This window comes from Pseudomonas fluorescens (assembly GCF_001708445.1).
GTDB lineage: Bacteria > Pseudomonadota > Gammaproteobacteria > Pseudomonadales > Pseudomonadaceae > Aquipseudomonas > Aquipseudomonas gorinensis.
On the sequence record NZ_CP015637.1, the window covers coordinates 2,571,983 to 2,587,089 of the forward strand.

Annotated in this window: 12 protein-coding genes; 5 read left to right on the plus strand and 7 right to left on the minus strand. The window is 60.9% G+C overall.

What is annotated here, in order from left to right:
• Positions 1-86: 86 nt before the first annotated feature.
• The 7 genes from A7317_RS11575 to gloB all read right to left on the minus strand — a co-directional run bounded on the left by A7317_RS11575 (position 87) and on the right by gloB (position 9,930).
• Positions 87-1,682: an ABC transporter ATP-binding protein gene (locus tag A7317_RS11575; RefSeq protein WP_024075098.1), complete on the minus strand. Its 1,596-nt coding sequence runs from the start codon at positions 1,680-1,682 to the stop codon at positions 87-89.
• Between the two features lies 1 nt (position 1,683).
• On the minus strand, positions 1,684-2,703 hold the full coding sequence (locus A7317_RS11580) for an ABC transporter permease (RefSeq protein ID WP_024075099.1): 1,020 nt from the start codon (positions 2,701-2,703) through the stop codon (positions 1,684-1,686).
• 1 nt (position 2,704) lies between these two features.
• A complete protein-coding gene (locus A7317_RS11585) occupies positions 2,705-3,781 on the minus strand; it encodes a microcin C ABC transporter permease YejB (protein WP_024075100.1) in 1,077 nt (358 codons plus the stop codon).
• Positions 3,782-5,614: an extracellular solute-binding protein gene (locus A7317_RS11590; RefSeq protein WP_069075855.1), complete on the minus strand. Its 1,833-nt coding sequence runs from the start codon at positions 5,612-5,614 to the stop codon at positions 3,782-3,784. It abuts the gene before it with no gap.
• Entirely contained in the window at positions 5,611-7,440 is a 1,830-nt protein-coding gene (locus A7317_RS11595) for an extracellular solute-binding protein (RefSeq protein ID WP_024075102.1), read from the minus strand. The genes A7317_RS11590 and A7317_RS11595 overlap by 4 nt, the downstream gene beginning before the upstream one ends.
• A 211-nt stretch (positions 7,441-7,651) precedes the next feature.
• The gene (locus tag A7317_RS11600) at positions 7,652-9,064 is read right to left on the minus strand and encodes a lytic transglycosylase domain-containing protein (RefSeq protein WP_069075856.1); all 1,413 of its coding nucleotides are present in this window, start codon (positions 9,062-9,064) and stop codon (positions 7,652-7,654) included.
• A gap of 98 nt (positions 9,065-9,162) precedes the next feature.
• The gene (gene gloB, locus A7317_RS11605; RefSeq protein ID WP_024075104.1) at positions 9,163-9,930 is read right to left on the minus strand and encodes a hydroxyacylglutathione hydrolase; all 768 of its coding nucleotides are present in this window, start codon (positions 9,928-9,930) and stop codon (positions 9,163-9,165) included.
• A 65-nt stretch (positions 9,931-9,995) separates the two neighbouring features.
• Between gloB and A7317_RS11610 the strand changes: the two genes are divergently transcribed.
• The 5 genes from A7317_RS11610 to A7317_RS11630 all read left to right on the plus strand — a co-directional run bounded on the left by A7317_RS11610 (position 9,996) and on the right by A7317_RS11630 (position 15,033).
• Entirely contained in the window at positions 9,996-10,754 is a 759-nt protein-coding gene (locus A7317_RS11610; RefSeq protein ID WP_024075105.1) for a class I SAM-dependent methyltransferase, read from the plus strand.
• Between the two features lie 86 nt (positions 10,755-10,840).
• Positions 10,841-11,293, plus strand: a complete 453-nt coding sequence (rnhA, locus tag A7317_RS11615; protein ID WP_069075857.1) for a ribonuclease HI — start codon at positions 10,841-10,843, stop codon at positions 11,291-11,293.
• Positions 11,294-11,375: 82 nt separating this feature from the next.
• Positions 11,376-12,110, plus strand: a complete 735-nt coding sequence (gene dnaQ, locus A7317_RS11620) for a DNA polymerase III subunit epsilon (protein ID WP_168233117.1) — start codon at positions 11,376-11,378, stop codon at positions 12,108-12,110.
• Between the two features lie 92 nt (positions 12,111-12,202).
• Entirely contained in the window at positions 12,203-14,458 is a 2,256-nt protein-coding gene (locus A7317_RS11625; protein WP_024075108.1) for an Orn/Lys/Arg decarboxylase N-terminal domain-containing protein, read from the plus strand.
• Between the two features lie 20 nt (positions 14,459-14,478).
• A complete protein-coding gene (locus tag A7317_RS11630) occupies positions 14,479-15,033 on the plus strand; it encodes a GNAT family N-acetyltransferase (RefSeq protein WP_041160917.1) in 555 nt (184 codons plus the stop codon).
• Positions 15,034-15,107: the final 74 nt, after the last annotated feature.

Genomic DNA, 15,107 nt, shown 5'->3' on the forward strand with positions numbered 1-15,107 from the left:
AACCGCCAGCCGCCGTTACCGCAGCAACGGATATGTACACCAACCCGCCAGTAACCATTACCACAGCAACCGCAATCCCCCCCCGGTCAAACCAAAAACGCCGCCTCCAAAAGCTGCCGCGTATAAGCATGCTGCGGCTCAGCAAAAATCGCCGACGCCTCCCCCTGTTCCACCACCTGCCCATGCTTGACCACCATCAACTGATGGCTCAGCGCTTTCACCACCGCCAAGTCATGGCTGATAAACAGATACGTGAGGTTGTACTTGGCCTGCAAACTACGCAACAACTCCACCACCTGCCGCTGCACCGTTCGGTCCAGTGCCGACGTCGGCTCATCCAGCAAAATCAGGCGTGGCTTGAGCACCAATGCGCGGGCGATGGCGATGCGTTGACGCTGGCCCCCCGAGAATTCATGGGGATACCGATGCCGAGAGTCCGGGTCCAACCCGACTTCCTTGAGCGCCGCGATAATCGCCGCCTCCTGCTCCGCAGGCGTGCCCATCTTGTGGATGCGCAAACCTTCGCCGACGATCTCGCTGACGCACATGCGCGGGCTCAGGCTGCCGAATGGGTCCTGGAACACCACCTGCATTTCCCGGCGCAATGGGCGCACTTGCTGTTGGCTGAGCCTGTCCAGTTGCTGGCCTTCGAAGCGAATCCCGCCTTTGCTGGCGATCAAGCGCAGAATCGCCAGGCCCAGGGTGGATTTGCCTGAGCCGCTTTCGCCGACGATGCCCAGGGTCTGGCCCTGGGGCAGGCTGAAGTTGATGCCGTCCACCGCCTTGACGTAATCGACGGTGTTGCGCAAAAAGCCTTTCTTGATCGGGAACCACACCTTGAGGTCGTCGACCTCCAGCAAGGGCGGCCCGATCGCCGTGCTGGCCGGTCCGCCGCTGGGTTCGGCGGCGAGCAGTTCCTGGGTGTAGGGGTGCTGGGGCGATTGGAACAGCGTCTCGCAATCGGCCTGCTCGACAATACAACCCTGCTGCATCACACACACGCGATGGGCGATGCGCCGCACCAGGTTCAAGTCGTGGCTGATCAGCAGCAAGGCCATGCCCAGCCGTGCCTGCAACTCCTTGAGCAGTTCAAGGATCTTCAACTGCACCGTGACGTCGAGGGCCGTGGTCGGCTCGTCCGCAATCAACAACTCCGGTTCATTGGCCAGGGCCATGGCGATCATCACCCGTTGGCGCTGGCCGCCGGAGAGTTCATGGGGCAGGGCCTTGAGGCGCTTGTGCGGCTCGGGGATGCCCACCAGTTCGAGCAGTTCCAGGGTGCGTCGGGTGGCGACCTTGCCGGTCAGCCCCTTGTGCAGGCCGAGCACTTCGTTGATCTGTTTCTCGATGCAATGCAGGGGGTTGAGCGAGGTCATCGGCTCCTGGAAGATCATCGCGATACGGTTACCGCGAATGTGCCGGATGGTTTTTTCCTTGAGGGTCAGCAGGTCCTGGTCGGAATACTTGATGGTGCCGGACGGATGCCGTGCCAGCGGGTAGGGCAGCAGGCGCAGGATCGAGTGGGCGGTCACCGATTTGCCGGAGCCGCTTTCGCCGACCAGCGCCAGGGTCTCGCCGCGCTTGATATCGAAGCTGACGTTGTTGACCACGCGGTGGTGATGCTCGCCCGTGACGAACTCGACGGAGAGGTCGCGGATTTCGATCAGATTGTCCTGATTCATCTCATTTCCTCGGGTCGAAGGCATCGCGAGCGGACTCGCCGATAAACACCAGCAAACTCAGCATGATTGCCAGCACGGCAAACGCACTCATGCCCAGCCACGGTGCCTGCAGGTTGGACTTGCCCTGGGCCACCAGTTCCCCCAGGGACGGCGAACCGGCCGGCAGGCCGAACCCGAGGAAGTCCAGGGCGGTGAGGGTACCGATGGCGCCGGTGAGGATGAACGGCATGAAGGTCATGGTCGAGACCATGGCATTGGGCAGGATATGGCGGAACATGATGGCGCCATTCTGCATGCCCAGGGCTCGGGCCGCGCGTACGTATTCGAGGTTGCGCCCACGCAGGAACTCGGCGCGTACCACGTCCACCAGGCTCATCCAGGAGAACAGCAGCATGATCCCCAACAGCCACCAGAAGTTCGGCTGCACGAAGCTGGCGAGGATGATCAGCAGGTACAGCACCGGCAAGCCGGACCATATCTCCAGGAAGCGTTGCCCGGCCAGGTCGACCCAGCCGCCATAGAAGCCCTGCAGGGCCCCGGCGATCACGCCGATGATCGAGCTGAGCACGGTGAGGGTCAGGGCGAACAGCACCGACACGCGGAAGCCGTAGATCACCCGCGCCAGCACGTCGCGGCCCTGGTCATCGGTGCCCAGCAGGTTCATCGACGAGGGGGGCGCGGGGGCGGGAACTTTCAGGTCGTAGTTGATGCTCTGGTAACTGAAGGGGATTGGCGCCCACAGTGTCCAGGCGTCCTTGGTCTTGAGCAGTTCCTGGATATACGGGCTCTTGTAGTTGGCCTCCAGGGGGAATTCACCGCCGAAGGTGGTCTCCGGGTAGCGCTTGAGTGCCGGGAAGTACCAGTCGCCGTCGTAATGGACCGCCAGCGGTTTGTCGTTGGCGATCAACTCGGCGCCCAGGCTCAACACGAACAGGATCAGGAACAGCCACAGCGACCACCAGCCACGTTTATTGGCCTTGAACCGCTCGAACCGGCGGCGATTGAGGGGGGATAGGTTCATCTCAATGCTCCCGGCTGGCGAAGTCGATGCGCGGATCGACCAGGGTGTAGGTGAGGTCGCCGATCAGTTTCACCACCAGCCCGAGCAGGGTGAAGATAAACAGCGTGCCGAAGACCACCGGGTAATCGCGATTGATCGCCGCTTCAAAACTCATCAGGCCCAGGCCGTCGAGGGAGAAGATCACTTCCACCAGCAAGGAGCCGGTGAAGAAAATCCCGATAAACGCCGACGGGAAGCCGGCGATCACCAGCAGCATGGCGTTACGGAACACGTGGCCATAGAGCACACGGTGGTTGGTCAGCCCCTTGGCCTTGGCGGTGACCACGTACTGTTTGTTGATTTCGTCGAGGAAACTGTTCTTGGTCAGCAGGGTCATGGTGGCGAAGTTGCCGATCACCAGGGCCGTAATCGGCAATGCCAGGTGCCAGAAATAATCGAGGATCTTGCCGCCCCAGCTCAGTTCGTCAAAGTTGTTGGAGGTCAGCCCGCGCAAGGGGAACCAGTCGAAGTAACTGCCGCCGGCAAACACTACGATCAGCAGGATCGCAAACAGGAACGCCGGGATCGCGTAGCCGACGATAATGGCCGAGCTGGTCCACACGTCGAAGTGGCTGCCATGGCGCGTGGCCTTGGCGATCCCCAGGGGGATCGACACCAGGTACATGATCAGCGTGCTCCACAACCCGAGGGAGATGGACACCGGCATTTTTTCCTTGATCAGGTCGATGACCTTGGCGTCACGGAAGAAACTGTCGCCAAAGTCCAGCCGGGCGTAGTTCTTGACCATGATCCACAAGCGTTCCGGCGCCGACTTGTCGAAGCCGTACATCTTTTCGATTTCCTTGATCAGCGCCGGGTCCAGGCCCTGGGCGCCGCGGTAGCTGCTGGAGCCGGCAACCGACACCTCCGCACCGCCGCCGGCAATGCGGCTGGTGGCGCCTTCAAAGCCTTCGAGCTTGGCGATCATCTGCTCCACCGGGCCGCCTGGGGCGGCCTGGATAATGATGAAGTTGATCAGCAGGATCCCGAACAGCGTGGGGATAATCAGCAACAGGCGGCGAACAATGTAGGCCAGCATTTAATCGCCTCCGCTCGCCGGATCGGCGCTCGTATTCAGGGGGATCGCAGGTTTTTTGTCGGGTTTGGCCCACCAGGTCGAGGTGCCGACGTCATAGCGCGGCGAGACTTTCGGGTGGCCAAGATGGTCCCAATACGCCACGCGGAAGGTCTTGATGTGCCAATTGGGGATCACGTAGTAGCCGAACTGGAGCACGCGATCCAACGCCTTGGCGTGGGCGATCAGGCTTTTGCGCGAGTCGGCGTCGATCAACTCTTCCACCAGTTGGTCGATGGCCGGGTCCTTGAGCCCCATGTAGTTGCGGCTGCCGGGCTTGTCGGCGCTGGAGGATTTCCAGAATTCGCGCTGTTCGTTGCCAGGTGAAGTGGACTGCGGAAAGCTGCCCACCAGCATGTCGAAATCCCGCGAGCGGATACGGTTGACGAACTGGGAGACGTCGACCCGGCGGATCACCAGGTCGATGCCCAGGTCTGCCAGGTTGCGCTTGAACGGCAGCAGGATACGCTCGAATTCAGTCTGGGCCAGCAGGAACTCGATGGTCACCGGTTTGCCCGTGGTGTCGACCATCTTGTCGTCGACGATACGCCAGCCGGCCTCCTGCAACAGTTGGTAAGCCTCACGCTGTTGGGCGCGGATCATGCCGCTGCCGTCGGTTTTGGGCGGTTCGAACGCCTGGGTGAAGACTTCGGCCGGGATCTTGTCGCGCAGTGGTTCGAGGATCGCCAGTTCGTCCGGGCCGGGCAAGCCGGTGGCCGCCATTTCCGAGTTTTCGAAGTAGCTGCGGGTACGGGTGTAAGCCCCATTGAACAGCTGTTTGTTGCTCCACTCGAAGTCCAGCAACAGGCTGATGGCCTTGCGTACGCGCACGTCCTGGAACATGGGCTTGCGCGTGTTGAACACGAAGCCCTGCATGCCGGTGGGGTTGCCGTTGGGGATTTCTTCCTTGATCAACCGACCCTCGGCCACTGCGGGAATGTTGTAGGCGTTGGCCCAGTTCTTCGCGCTGAACTCCAGCCAGTAGTCGAACTGCCCGGCCTTCAACGCTTCCAGGGATACCGTGCTGTCGCGGTAATAGTCGGTGATGCGGTTATCGAAGTTGTAGAAGCCTTTGGTGACCGGCAGGTCCTTGGCCCAGTAGTCCTTGACCCGCTCATAGCGAATCATGCGCCCGGCCTTGACCTCTGCCACCTTGTACGGCCCGCTGCCCAGCGGAATTTCCAGGTTGCCCTTGGTGAAGTCGCGGGTCGCCCACCAATGTTTGGGCAATACCGGCAATTGGCCGAGGATCAGCGGCAATTCGCGGTTGTTGGTGCGCTTGAACTTGAACAGCACGCGCAGCGGGTCTTCGGCGACCACTTCGTCGACATCGGCGTAGTAGGTGCGGTAGAGCGGCGAGCCGTCTTTTATCAGGGCCTGGAAGGTGAACACCACGTCTTCGGCGCGGATCGGGTGGCCATCGTGGAAGCGCGCTTCCGGGCGCAGGTAGAAACGTACCCAGCTGTTGTCCGGGGCCTTCTCGATCTTGCCGGCCACCAGGCCGTATTCGGTGATGGGCTCATCCAGGCTTTGCATGGCCAGGGTGTCGTAGATCAGCGGCAGGTTGTCCGCTGGCACGCCCTTGCTGATGTAGGGGTTGAGGCTGTCGAAACCGCCCATCGCGGACTCGCGGAAAGTACCGCCTTTGGGCGCATCCGGGTTGACGTAGTCGAAGTGCTTGAAGTCGGCGGGGTATTTGGGTGGTTCGTTGTAGAGGGTCAGCGCATGTTGCGGGGCGGCATTGGCCGCAGTGCACAGCAACAGGCTGCCGAGCAGTGCAGTACGCAAAGACATCATTGGGCTTTCTCCGAAGCTTTCAGCCACCACGCGCTCAGGCCCAGGGTATAGGGCGGCGTGGTGACAAAGGCGAACCGGTTGCGGTACGCCAAGCGATGATAGTTGAGGTACCAGTTGGGAATGCTGTAGTGCTGCCAGAGCAGGACCCGGTCCAGGGCCCGGCCGGCGGCCAGTTGTTCTTCGCGGGTCTGCGCGGCCAGCAGTTGTTCCAGCAGATGGTCGACCACCGGGTTGGCGATGCCTGCGTAGTTCTTGCTGCCCTTGATCGTCGCCTGGCTGGAGTGGAAGTACTGCCACTGTTCGAGGCCGGGGCTGAGGGTCTGGTTGAGGGTGATCAGGATCATGTCGAAGTCGAACTGATCGAGGCGTTGCTTGTATTGCGCTCGGTCAACCGTGCGCAGGCGTGCATCGATGCCGACACTGATCAGGTTCTCGACATAGGGCTGCAGGATGCGCTCCAGGTTCGGGTTGACCAGCAGGATTTCAAAGCGCAGCGGTTGGCCGTCCTTGTTGAGCAATCGTTGGCCGGACAGCTTCCAGCCGGCTTCGCCGAGCAGGGCCAGGGCACGGCGCAGGGTCTCGCGCGGGATCCCGCGACCATCGGTCTGGGGCAGGCTGAACGGTTGGGTCAACAGGTTGGCTGGCAACTGGTCGCGGTAGGGCGAGAGCATCAGCCATTCATGCCCGACCGGAACGCCGGTGGCCGAGAATTCGCTGTTGGGGTAGTAACTCAAGGTGCGTTTGTAGGCACTGCTGAACAACGTTCGGTTGGTCCATTCGAAGTCGAACATCAGCCCCAGGGCTTCGCGCACCTTGGTCTGGCTGAAGGTCTGGCGCCGGGTGTTCATGAACAGGCCCTGGCTTTGGGTCGGGATCTGGTGGGCGATCTGCGCCTTGATCACGTCGCCGCGGTTGACAGCCGGGAAGTTGTAGCCATTCGCCCAGTTCTTGGCCTGGTGTTCGATATAGATATCGAACTCGCCGGCCTTGAACGCTTCGAAGGCCACGTCGCTGTCGCGGTAGAACTCGACTTCGACCTTGTCGAAGTTATAGAAGCCCTGGTTGACCGGCAGGTCCTTGCCCCAGTAGTCCTTGACCCGCTCGAACACCAGTTGTCGCCCGGGGGTGACCTTGCTGATGCGGTACGGCCCGCTGCCCAGCGGTGGCTCGAAGGTGGTGGCCTTGAAATCCCGATTTTTCCAGTAGTGCTGGGGCAGCACCGGTAACTCGCCCAGGCGCAGGATCAGCAATGGGTTGCCGGCGCGCTTGAACACGAAGCGGATGCGGTGACGATTGAGGATGTCGACCCGCGCCACTTCCTGCAGGTTGGTGCGGTACTGCGGGTGGCCTTCGGTCAGCAGGGTGCGATAGGAAAACGCCACGTCATAGGCAGTGATTGGCTTGCCATCGTGGAAGCGTGCCTGGGGGCGCAGGTTGAACACCACCCAACTGCGGTCCTCGCTGTACTCCACCGATTGGGCAATCAGGCCGTAGCTGGAGGTGGGCTCATCGCCGGATGGCGCGTATTGGCCAGTGCCGACCATCAATGGCTCGTTCAGCTCATTGACGCCGTATTGCAGGAAGTTGGGCGTGGAGACCGGGCTTGAGCCCTTGAAGGTGTAGGGGTTGAGGGTATCGAACGTACCAAAAGCCATGACCCGCAACGTCCCGCCTTTCGGCGCTGCGGGGTTTACCCAATCGAAGTGGGTGAATTTTGCTGGGTACTTGAGCGTGCCGAACTGCGTGTAACCGTGACTCTCGGTAATCGTCGCATTCGCAGCAAAGCTCAAGGCCAGACTTATTAGTAGAAGGAGGGGTCGCTTCAAGTCAGAGATCCGATCCAGGCGGCTTGGGCTTTAAGCTCGGTACAGTAACAGCTTGTTCCGGTTGGAAAAAGCCGGTTGGAAACACTGGAGAACCAATGTGGGAGGGGGCTTGCCTCCGATATCGGTGGATCAGCCAATGAATCTGGTGGCTGACACACTGCTATCGGGGGCAAGCCCCCTCCCACATTGGTTCTACAGTGTTCTTGAGGTATCAGCGCGGCCCGGAAACCACCAGCATCTGCCCCGGCTTCAGCGCCTGGCCAGTGCGTGGGTTCCAGCGCTTGAGATGTTGCATCTCGACGTTGAAGCGCTTGGCGACGATGTACAGCGAGTCGCCTTTCTTGACCTTGTATTGCACGGGCTTCTTGCTGTCGGCCTTGGCCACCAGCTTGCGGGTGTCCTGCATCACCAGGGTCTGGCCGACCTTGAGCTGCTGGCCATTGAGCTTGTTCCAGCGTTGCAGGTCGTGTACGTCGACCTTGTTGGCCTTGGCGATCAGCGTCAGGTTGTCGCCCGTGCGTACCTTGTAGGTGCGGGTACGGCCGGCCACCCGTGTGCTCTCGACTTCGTCGAACACCTGCTTCTTAGGACGCATCGCCAGCAATTCTTCCGGCTTCATCGTCGAAAGCGTGCTGGTGAGCAATTGTGCCTTCGAACTGGGTACCAGCAGATGCTGCGGGCCATCCAGGGTGGTGCGTTGCTTGAGCGCCGGGTTGAGCTGGAACAGTTCGTCTTCGTCGATCTCGGCCAGTGCCGCGACCCGGGACAGATCCATGCTTTGCTTGACCTCAACCACTTCGAAATACGGCGTGTTGGCGATCGGGTTCAGGTTGACGCCGTAGGCCTCCGGGGCCAGCACCACCTGGGACAGCGCCAGGAACTTGGGCACGTAGTCCTTGGTTTCCTGGGGCAGGGGCAGGTTCCAGTAGTCCGTCGGCAAACCGAGCTTTTCGTTGCGCTCGATGGCCCGGCTTACCGTGCCTTCGCCGGCGTTATACGCCGCCAGGGCCAGCAGCCAGTCGCCGTTGAACATGTCATGCAGGCGCGTCAGGTAGTCCAGGGCGGCGGTGGTGGAGGCGGTGATGTCGCGGCGGCCGTCGTAGGCGCGGGTCTGGCGCAGGTTGAAGTAGCGCCCGGTGGAGGGAATGAACTGCCACAAGCCAACCGCATCGCTGCGCGAATAGGCCATTGGGTTGTAGGCACTTTCAATCACTGGCAGCAACGCCAGTTCCAGGGGCATGTTGCGTTCTTCAAGGCGTTCGACGATGTAGTGAATGTAGAGACTGCCGCGTTCGCCGGCGTTCTCCAGGAAGGAAGGGTTGCTCGCGAACCACAGGCGTTGCTGTTCGATGCGCGGGTTGACGCCCAGGCCGTCCTGCAATTGAAAGCCCCGGCGCATGCGCTCCCAGACATCCTGGGGGGCTTCGGGGCTGGGCTTCTCTGAAAGCCAGATAGGTTTTTGCTTGATCTTGGCAGCAAGATTCGGTTTGGGTTGCACGGTGGATTGTGCAGCGAAATTTGTCGATTGGCAGCCCGCCAGAGTTGCGGAGACAGCCACCGCCACGGCTTGAGCCAGGCGGGTCAATGCGTCTGAATGGTTGGATTTACGAGTAGATGACGACATTGGCTGGAAGTAAGTTCCGGGCAAAAATGTCGGGCGATTCTAGAAAGCGCTTTGGTTCCGGTCAACCATTCAGAAATTACGTATCAGATTGCGTTGGCTTAGAACTTATCTTTCCATGCCCTCAAGCTAGCAAATACCTCGGCCCCAGAGCGGTTGTCGCGACCATTCCGTTCGTCCGCTTTTTGTTTAACGGATGTTTCAGAGGTGCGCAGGAAGGGGTTGGTACGCTTTTCCAGGGCCAGGTTGGAAGGCAGTGTGATCTCGCCACGGGCGCGCAGTTGGTTGACGCTTTCCACTCGTTCGGCGATATCGCGGTTGTGCGGTTCCACGGCCTGGGCAAACTTGAGGTTGCTTTGGGTGTATTCGTGGGTGCAGTACACCAACGTGTCGGCGGGCAGGGCCGCCAGGCGCTCAAGCGAGGCGTGCATCTGCTCGGGTGTGCCTTCGAACAGGCGACCGCAGCCGGCGGCGAACAGGGTATCGCCACACAGCAGCACGCCCGGGTGATAAAACGCGATGTGCCCCAGGGTATGGCCAGGCACGGCATACACGTCGAAATCCCAGCCCAGTACGCTGATGCGGTCGTTATCGTGCAGGTCGACGTCCCGCGCCGGGATCTGCTCGTTGGCCGGGCCATAGACCTTGGCGCCGGTCACACGTTTGATCTGCTCCACGCCGCCGACATGATCATGGTGATGGTGGGTGACCAGGATATCGCTGAGGTGCCACTCGGGGTTCTGCTTGAGCCAGGCCAGTACGGGAGCGGCATCGCCGGGGTCGACCACGGCGCAACGGTGGGTATGGGGGTCCTGCAACAGCCAGATGTAGTTGTCGGTGAAGGCGGGTAGGGCACTGATCTGTATCATTCTTTGATTCGCCAAGCTGAACACATTGGTGCATCTTAGAACGTCTAGGCGAGTTGGAGAATGCAATGACTGATAAAGCGTTCGCCCAGGCCGATCCTGAATGGCTGGCCCTGATCAGCGCAGCCCGGGAGTGGCTGTCGGGTCCGATCGGGCAATTTTTGCTGGACGAGGAACGGCGCATGCTCGAGGACGAGCTGGGGCGGTTCTTTGGTGGTTACCTGGTGCATTACGGTCCCTCGGCCCAGACGCCGCCTGCCGCGCCGCAGGTGCAACGCAATGTACGCCTGGGCGCGCCGTTGCCGGGGGTGGAGATTGTCTGCGAGGAACAGGCCTGGCCGTTGAGCGAGCACGCCGCCGATGTGGTGGTGTTGCAGCATGGCCTGGATTTCTGCCTGTCGCCCCACGGCCTGCTGCGTGAAGCCGCCAGCGCCGTGCGTCCAGGCGGCCATTTGCTGATTATCGGGATCAACCCCTGGAGCAGCTGGGGCCTGCGGCATGTATTCGCCCATGACGGGCTGCGGCAGGCACGCTGTATCTCGCCGTCACGGGTGGGTGACTGGCTGAACCTGCTGGGCTTTGCGCTGGAGAAACGCCGCTTCGGGTGCTATCGTCCGCCGCTGGCGTCGACCAAGTGGCAGGGCCGCCTGGCCGGCTGGGAACGTCGGGCGGGTGCCTGGCAATTGTCGGGTGGCGGCTTCTATTTATTGGTGGCGCGCAAGATCGTGGTGGGGCTGCGCCCGGTACGCCAGGTGCTACGCCAGCCCATGGGCAAGCTGGTGCCGATGCCGATGGCCAAGGTCAATCGCAAGCAAAGCGAACCGTAAAACTCTTTTTTGATTTCAGGCCGGGTCACTCGGCCTCGGGATACTGTCGGCCGATGGCCGGCAGCCCGTCTTGATGGATGCAACCGATGACCGATAGCGTAGAACTCTTCACCGATGGCGCCTGCAAGGGCAACCCCGGTCCCGGTGGCTGGGGCGCCTTGCTGGTGTGCAAGGGCGTGGAGAAGGAACTGTGGGGCGGCGAAGCCAACACCACCAATAACCGCATGGAGCTGATGGGCGCCATCCGTGGGCTGGAAGAACTCAAGCGTCGTTGCGACGTGCTGCTGGTGACCGACTCGCAATACGTTATGAAGGGCATCAACGAATGGATGGTCAACTGGAAGAAGCGTGGCTGGAAGACCGCCGCCAAGGAGCCGGTGAAAAATGCCGACCTCTGGCAATTGCTGGATGAGCAATGCAATCGCCATAACATTACCTGGAAATGGGTGCGTGGGCACATCGGCCATCATGGCAACGAACGCGCCGACCAACTGGCCAACCGTGGTGTCGATGAAGTGCGCGGCTACAAGCAGAGTTGAGGCTGGCTGACGTGTTAACATCGCCCACGTTGACTCACACCACACTGCATACCACACCGTTGAGAGCTGAACCCTGATGGCCATCCGATCTGTTGTACTCGATACCGAAACCACCGGCATGCCGGTGACCGACGGCCACCGGATCATTGAAATCGGCTGTGTCGAACTCATGGGTCGTCGCCTCACCGGTCGCCACTTCCATGTGTACCTGCAACCGGACCGGGAAAGTGACGAAGGCGCGATTGGCGTCCACGGCATCACCGATGAATTCCTCAAGGGCAAGCCGCGTTTCGCCGAAGTGGCCGATGAATTCTTCGAGTTCATCAACGGCGCACAGCTGATCATCCATAACGCGGCGTTCGACATCGGCTTCATCAATAACGAATTTGCCCTGATGGGGCAGACGGACCGTGCGGATATTTCCCGGCATTGCACGATCCTCGACACCTTGATGATGGCCCGTGAGCGTCATCCTGGGCAGCGCAACAGCCTCGATGCCTTGTGCAAACGCTATGGCGTCGACAACTCCGGCCGTGAACTGCACGGCGCGTTGCTCGACTCCGAGATTCTCGCCGACGTTTACCTGACCATGACCGGCGGGCAGACCAGCCTGTCCCTGGCTGGCAACGCCTCCGATGGTGCCGGTTCGGCGGAAGGCTCGGGCAACCGCCCTTCGGAAATCCGCCGTCTGCCGGCCGATCGCAAGCCAACCCCAATCATCCGCGCCAGCGAGCAGGACCTGGCCGAGCACGCGGCGCGGCTGGAAGCGATTGCAAAGTCGGCGGGTGCGCCGGCGTTGTGGACCCAGCTGATGTAGGCGCGGGCTTGCTCGCTCCCGCACAGGACGTTCGCAAGATCGTCCCCGAGCTTCTACCCTTGAGTGCATAGCCCTCAGGACTACAAGCCCTCATGTATAAAGACCTGAAGTTTCCCGTCCTTATCGTGCACCGCGACATCAAGGCCGACACCGTTGCCGGTGACCGGGTTCGAGGCATCGCCAGAGAGTTGGAGCAAGAGGGGTTCAGTATCTTTTCCGCGGTGGACTACGCCGAAGGCCGGCTGGTGGCGTCTACCCATCACGGCCTGGCATGCATGCTGATTGCTGCCGAAGGCGCCGGGGAAAATACCCACTTGCTGCAAAATATGGTCGAGCTGATCCGCCTGGCGCGGGTGAGGGCGCCCAACCTGCCGATCTTTGCCCTGGGCGAGCAAGTCACCCTGGAAAATGCACCGGCCGATGCGATGAGTGAGCTCAATCAACTGCGCGGCATCCTTTACCTGTTTGAAGACACCGTGCCGTTTCTGGCCCGTCAGGTCGCGCGCGCGGCGCGTACTTACCTTGATGGCCTGTTGCCGCCGTTCTTCAAAGCCCTGGTGCAGCACACCGCCGACTCCAATTACTCCTGGCACACGCCAGGCCATGGCGGCGGCGTGGCCTATCGCAAGAGCCCTGTAGGGCAGGCGTTCCATCAGTTCTTTGGGGAAAACACCCTGCGTTCGGACCTTTCTGTCTCGGTGCCGGAGCTGGGTTCGCTGCTGGATCACACCGGGCCCTTGGCCGAAGCCGAAGCCCGCGCCGCGCGCAACTTTGGCGCCGATCACACGTTCTTCGTGATTAACGGCACGTCGACCGCCAACAAGATCGTCTGGCATTCGATGGTCGGTCGCGATGACCTGGTGCTGGTGGATCGCAACTGCCACAAGTCGGTGTTGCATTCGATCATCATGACCGGTGCCATCCCCCTATACCTGTGCCCGGAGCGCAACGAACTGGGCATCATCGGCCCGATCCCCCTCAGCGAATTCAGCCCCGCGTCGATCCGCGCCAAGATCGATGCCAGCCCGCTGACCCGTGGCCGCCCAGCGAAAGTGAAGCTGGCTGTGGTCACCAACTCCACCTACGACGGCCTGTGCTACAACGCCGAGCTGATCAAGCAGCAATTGGGCGGGAGTGTCGAGGTGCTGCACTTTGACGAAGCCTGGTACGCCTACGCGGCGTTTCACGAGTTTTTCGCCGGGCGCTACGGCATGGGCACTTCGCGAACCCCCGACAGCCCGCTGGTGTTTACCACTCACTCCACGCACAAATTGCTGGCGGCGTTCAGCCAGGCCTCGATGATTCATGTGCAGGACGGTGGCGCACGACAGTTGGACCGCGACCGTTTCAATGAAGCGTTCATGATGCATATCTCCACTTCGCCGCAGTACAGCATCATCGCCTCGCTGGACGTGGCGTCGGCGATGATGGAGGGGCCAGCAGGGCGCTCGCTGTTGCAGGAAATGTTTGACGAGGCCCTGAGCTTTCGCCGTGCCCTGGCCAACCTGCGCCAGCATATTGCTGCCGAGGACTGGTGGTTTTCCATCTGGCAGCCGCCCTCGGTAGCGGGTATCGATCGCGTCGCCACGGCGGATTGGCTGTTGCAGCCTGAGGATGATTGGCACGGTTTTGGTGACGTGGCTGAAGATTACGTATTGCTGGACCCGATCAAAGTGACATTGGTCATGCCCGGCCTCAACGCCGGTGGCGCGTTGAGCGACTGCGGGATCCCGGCAGCCGTGGTCAGCAAGTTTCTCTGGGAGCGTGGGCTGGTGGTGGAGAAGACCGGTTTGTATTCGTTCCTGGTCCTGTTTTCCATGGGGATCACCAAAGGCAAATGGAGTACCTTGCTCACCGAATTGTTGGAGTTCAAGCGCAGCTACGACGCCAACATCAGCCTGGCCAGTTGCCTGCCCTCGGTGTTTGCCCAAGGCCCCGCCCGTTATCAAGGCCTGGGTTTGCGCGACCTGTGCGATCAATTGCACGCCTGTTACCGTAGCAATGCCACTGCCAGGCACCTCAAGAGGATGTACACGGTGTTGCCGGAAATCGCGATGAAACCGGCCGACGCCTACGACCAATTGGTGAAGGGGGAAGTGGAGGCGGTTTCCATTGATGCCTTGCCAGGGCGCATCGCAGCCGTGATGCTGGTGCCTTATCCGCCGGGTATTCCATTGATTATGCCGGGCGAGCGTTTTACCGAATCGACGCGATCGATCATCGACTACCTGGCGTTTGCCCGGACATTTGATAGCAGTTTCCCTGGGTTTGTCGCGGATGTTCATGGATTGCAACACGAAGATGACGGCAACGGCCGTTGTTACACCGTCGATTGCATCAAGGGTTAAGGATGTTTATGCAAGCTGTAATGAACCCGAAGTATCCAGGGCTCAGTGTGCGGGTCGCCGACGAAGGCTTCGATGCCTACGTATGGGGCAATGATTTCAGTTTTGAGGTCAGCGCCTATGGTGTGCCCGAGATGGGCAAGCGGGTCGATCAATGGGCCGTGGAGCGTATCTTGCCGTACCGCAAGTGCTATGGCATCGACCCGGAAGAGTTCGCCAGCTTTCGCGATGCGCCGGACAGCGCGATCTTCATGGCCTTCCTGGATGACCGTGCGGTGGGGCATATCGTGGTCAGTACCAATTGGAATGGCTTTGCCCATGTCGACGAGTTGGCGGTGGCCTTGCCCGCCCGCCGTCATGGGGTGGCCAAGGCCCTGCTGGACGTGGCGCAGTTCTGGAGCCGCAAGAAAAACCTGCCGGGCATGATGCTCGAAACCCAGAACAACAACCTCGGTGCCTGCCGGCTGTACGAGCGCTGTGGGTACGTGATGGGCGGAATCGACCACCTGCGTTATCGCGGCATCGACCCACAAACCCGGGAGGTGGCGATTTTCTGGTACCGGTTGTTCAAGCAGTAGGCGCGAACGTGCTCGCGAAAAACACACCGGCGTCGCGTTAAGACTGACTGCCTGCGCCAGCGTTGCAGGTCTTC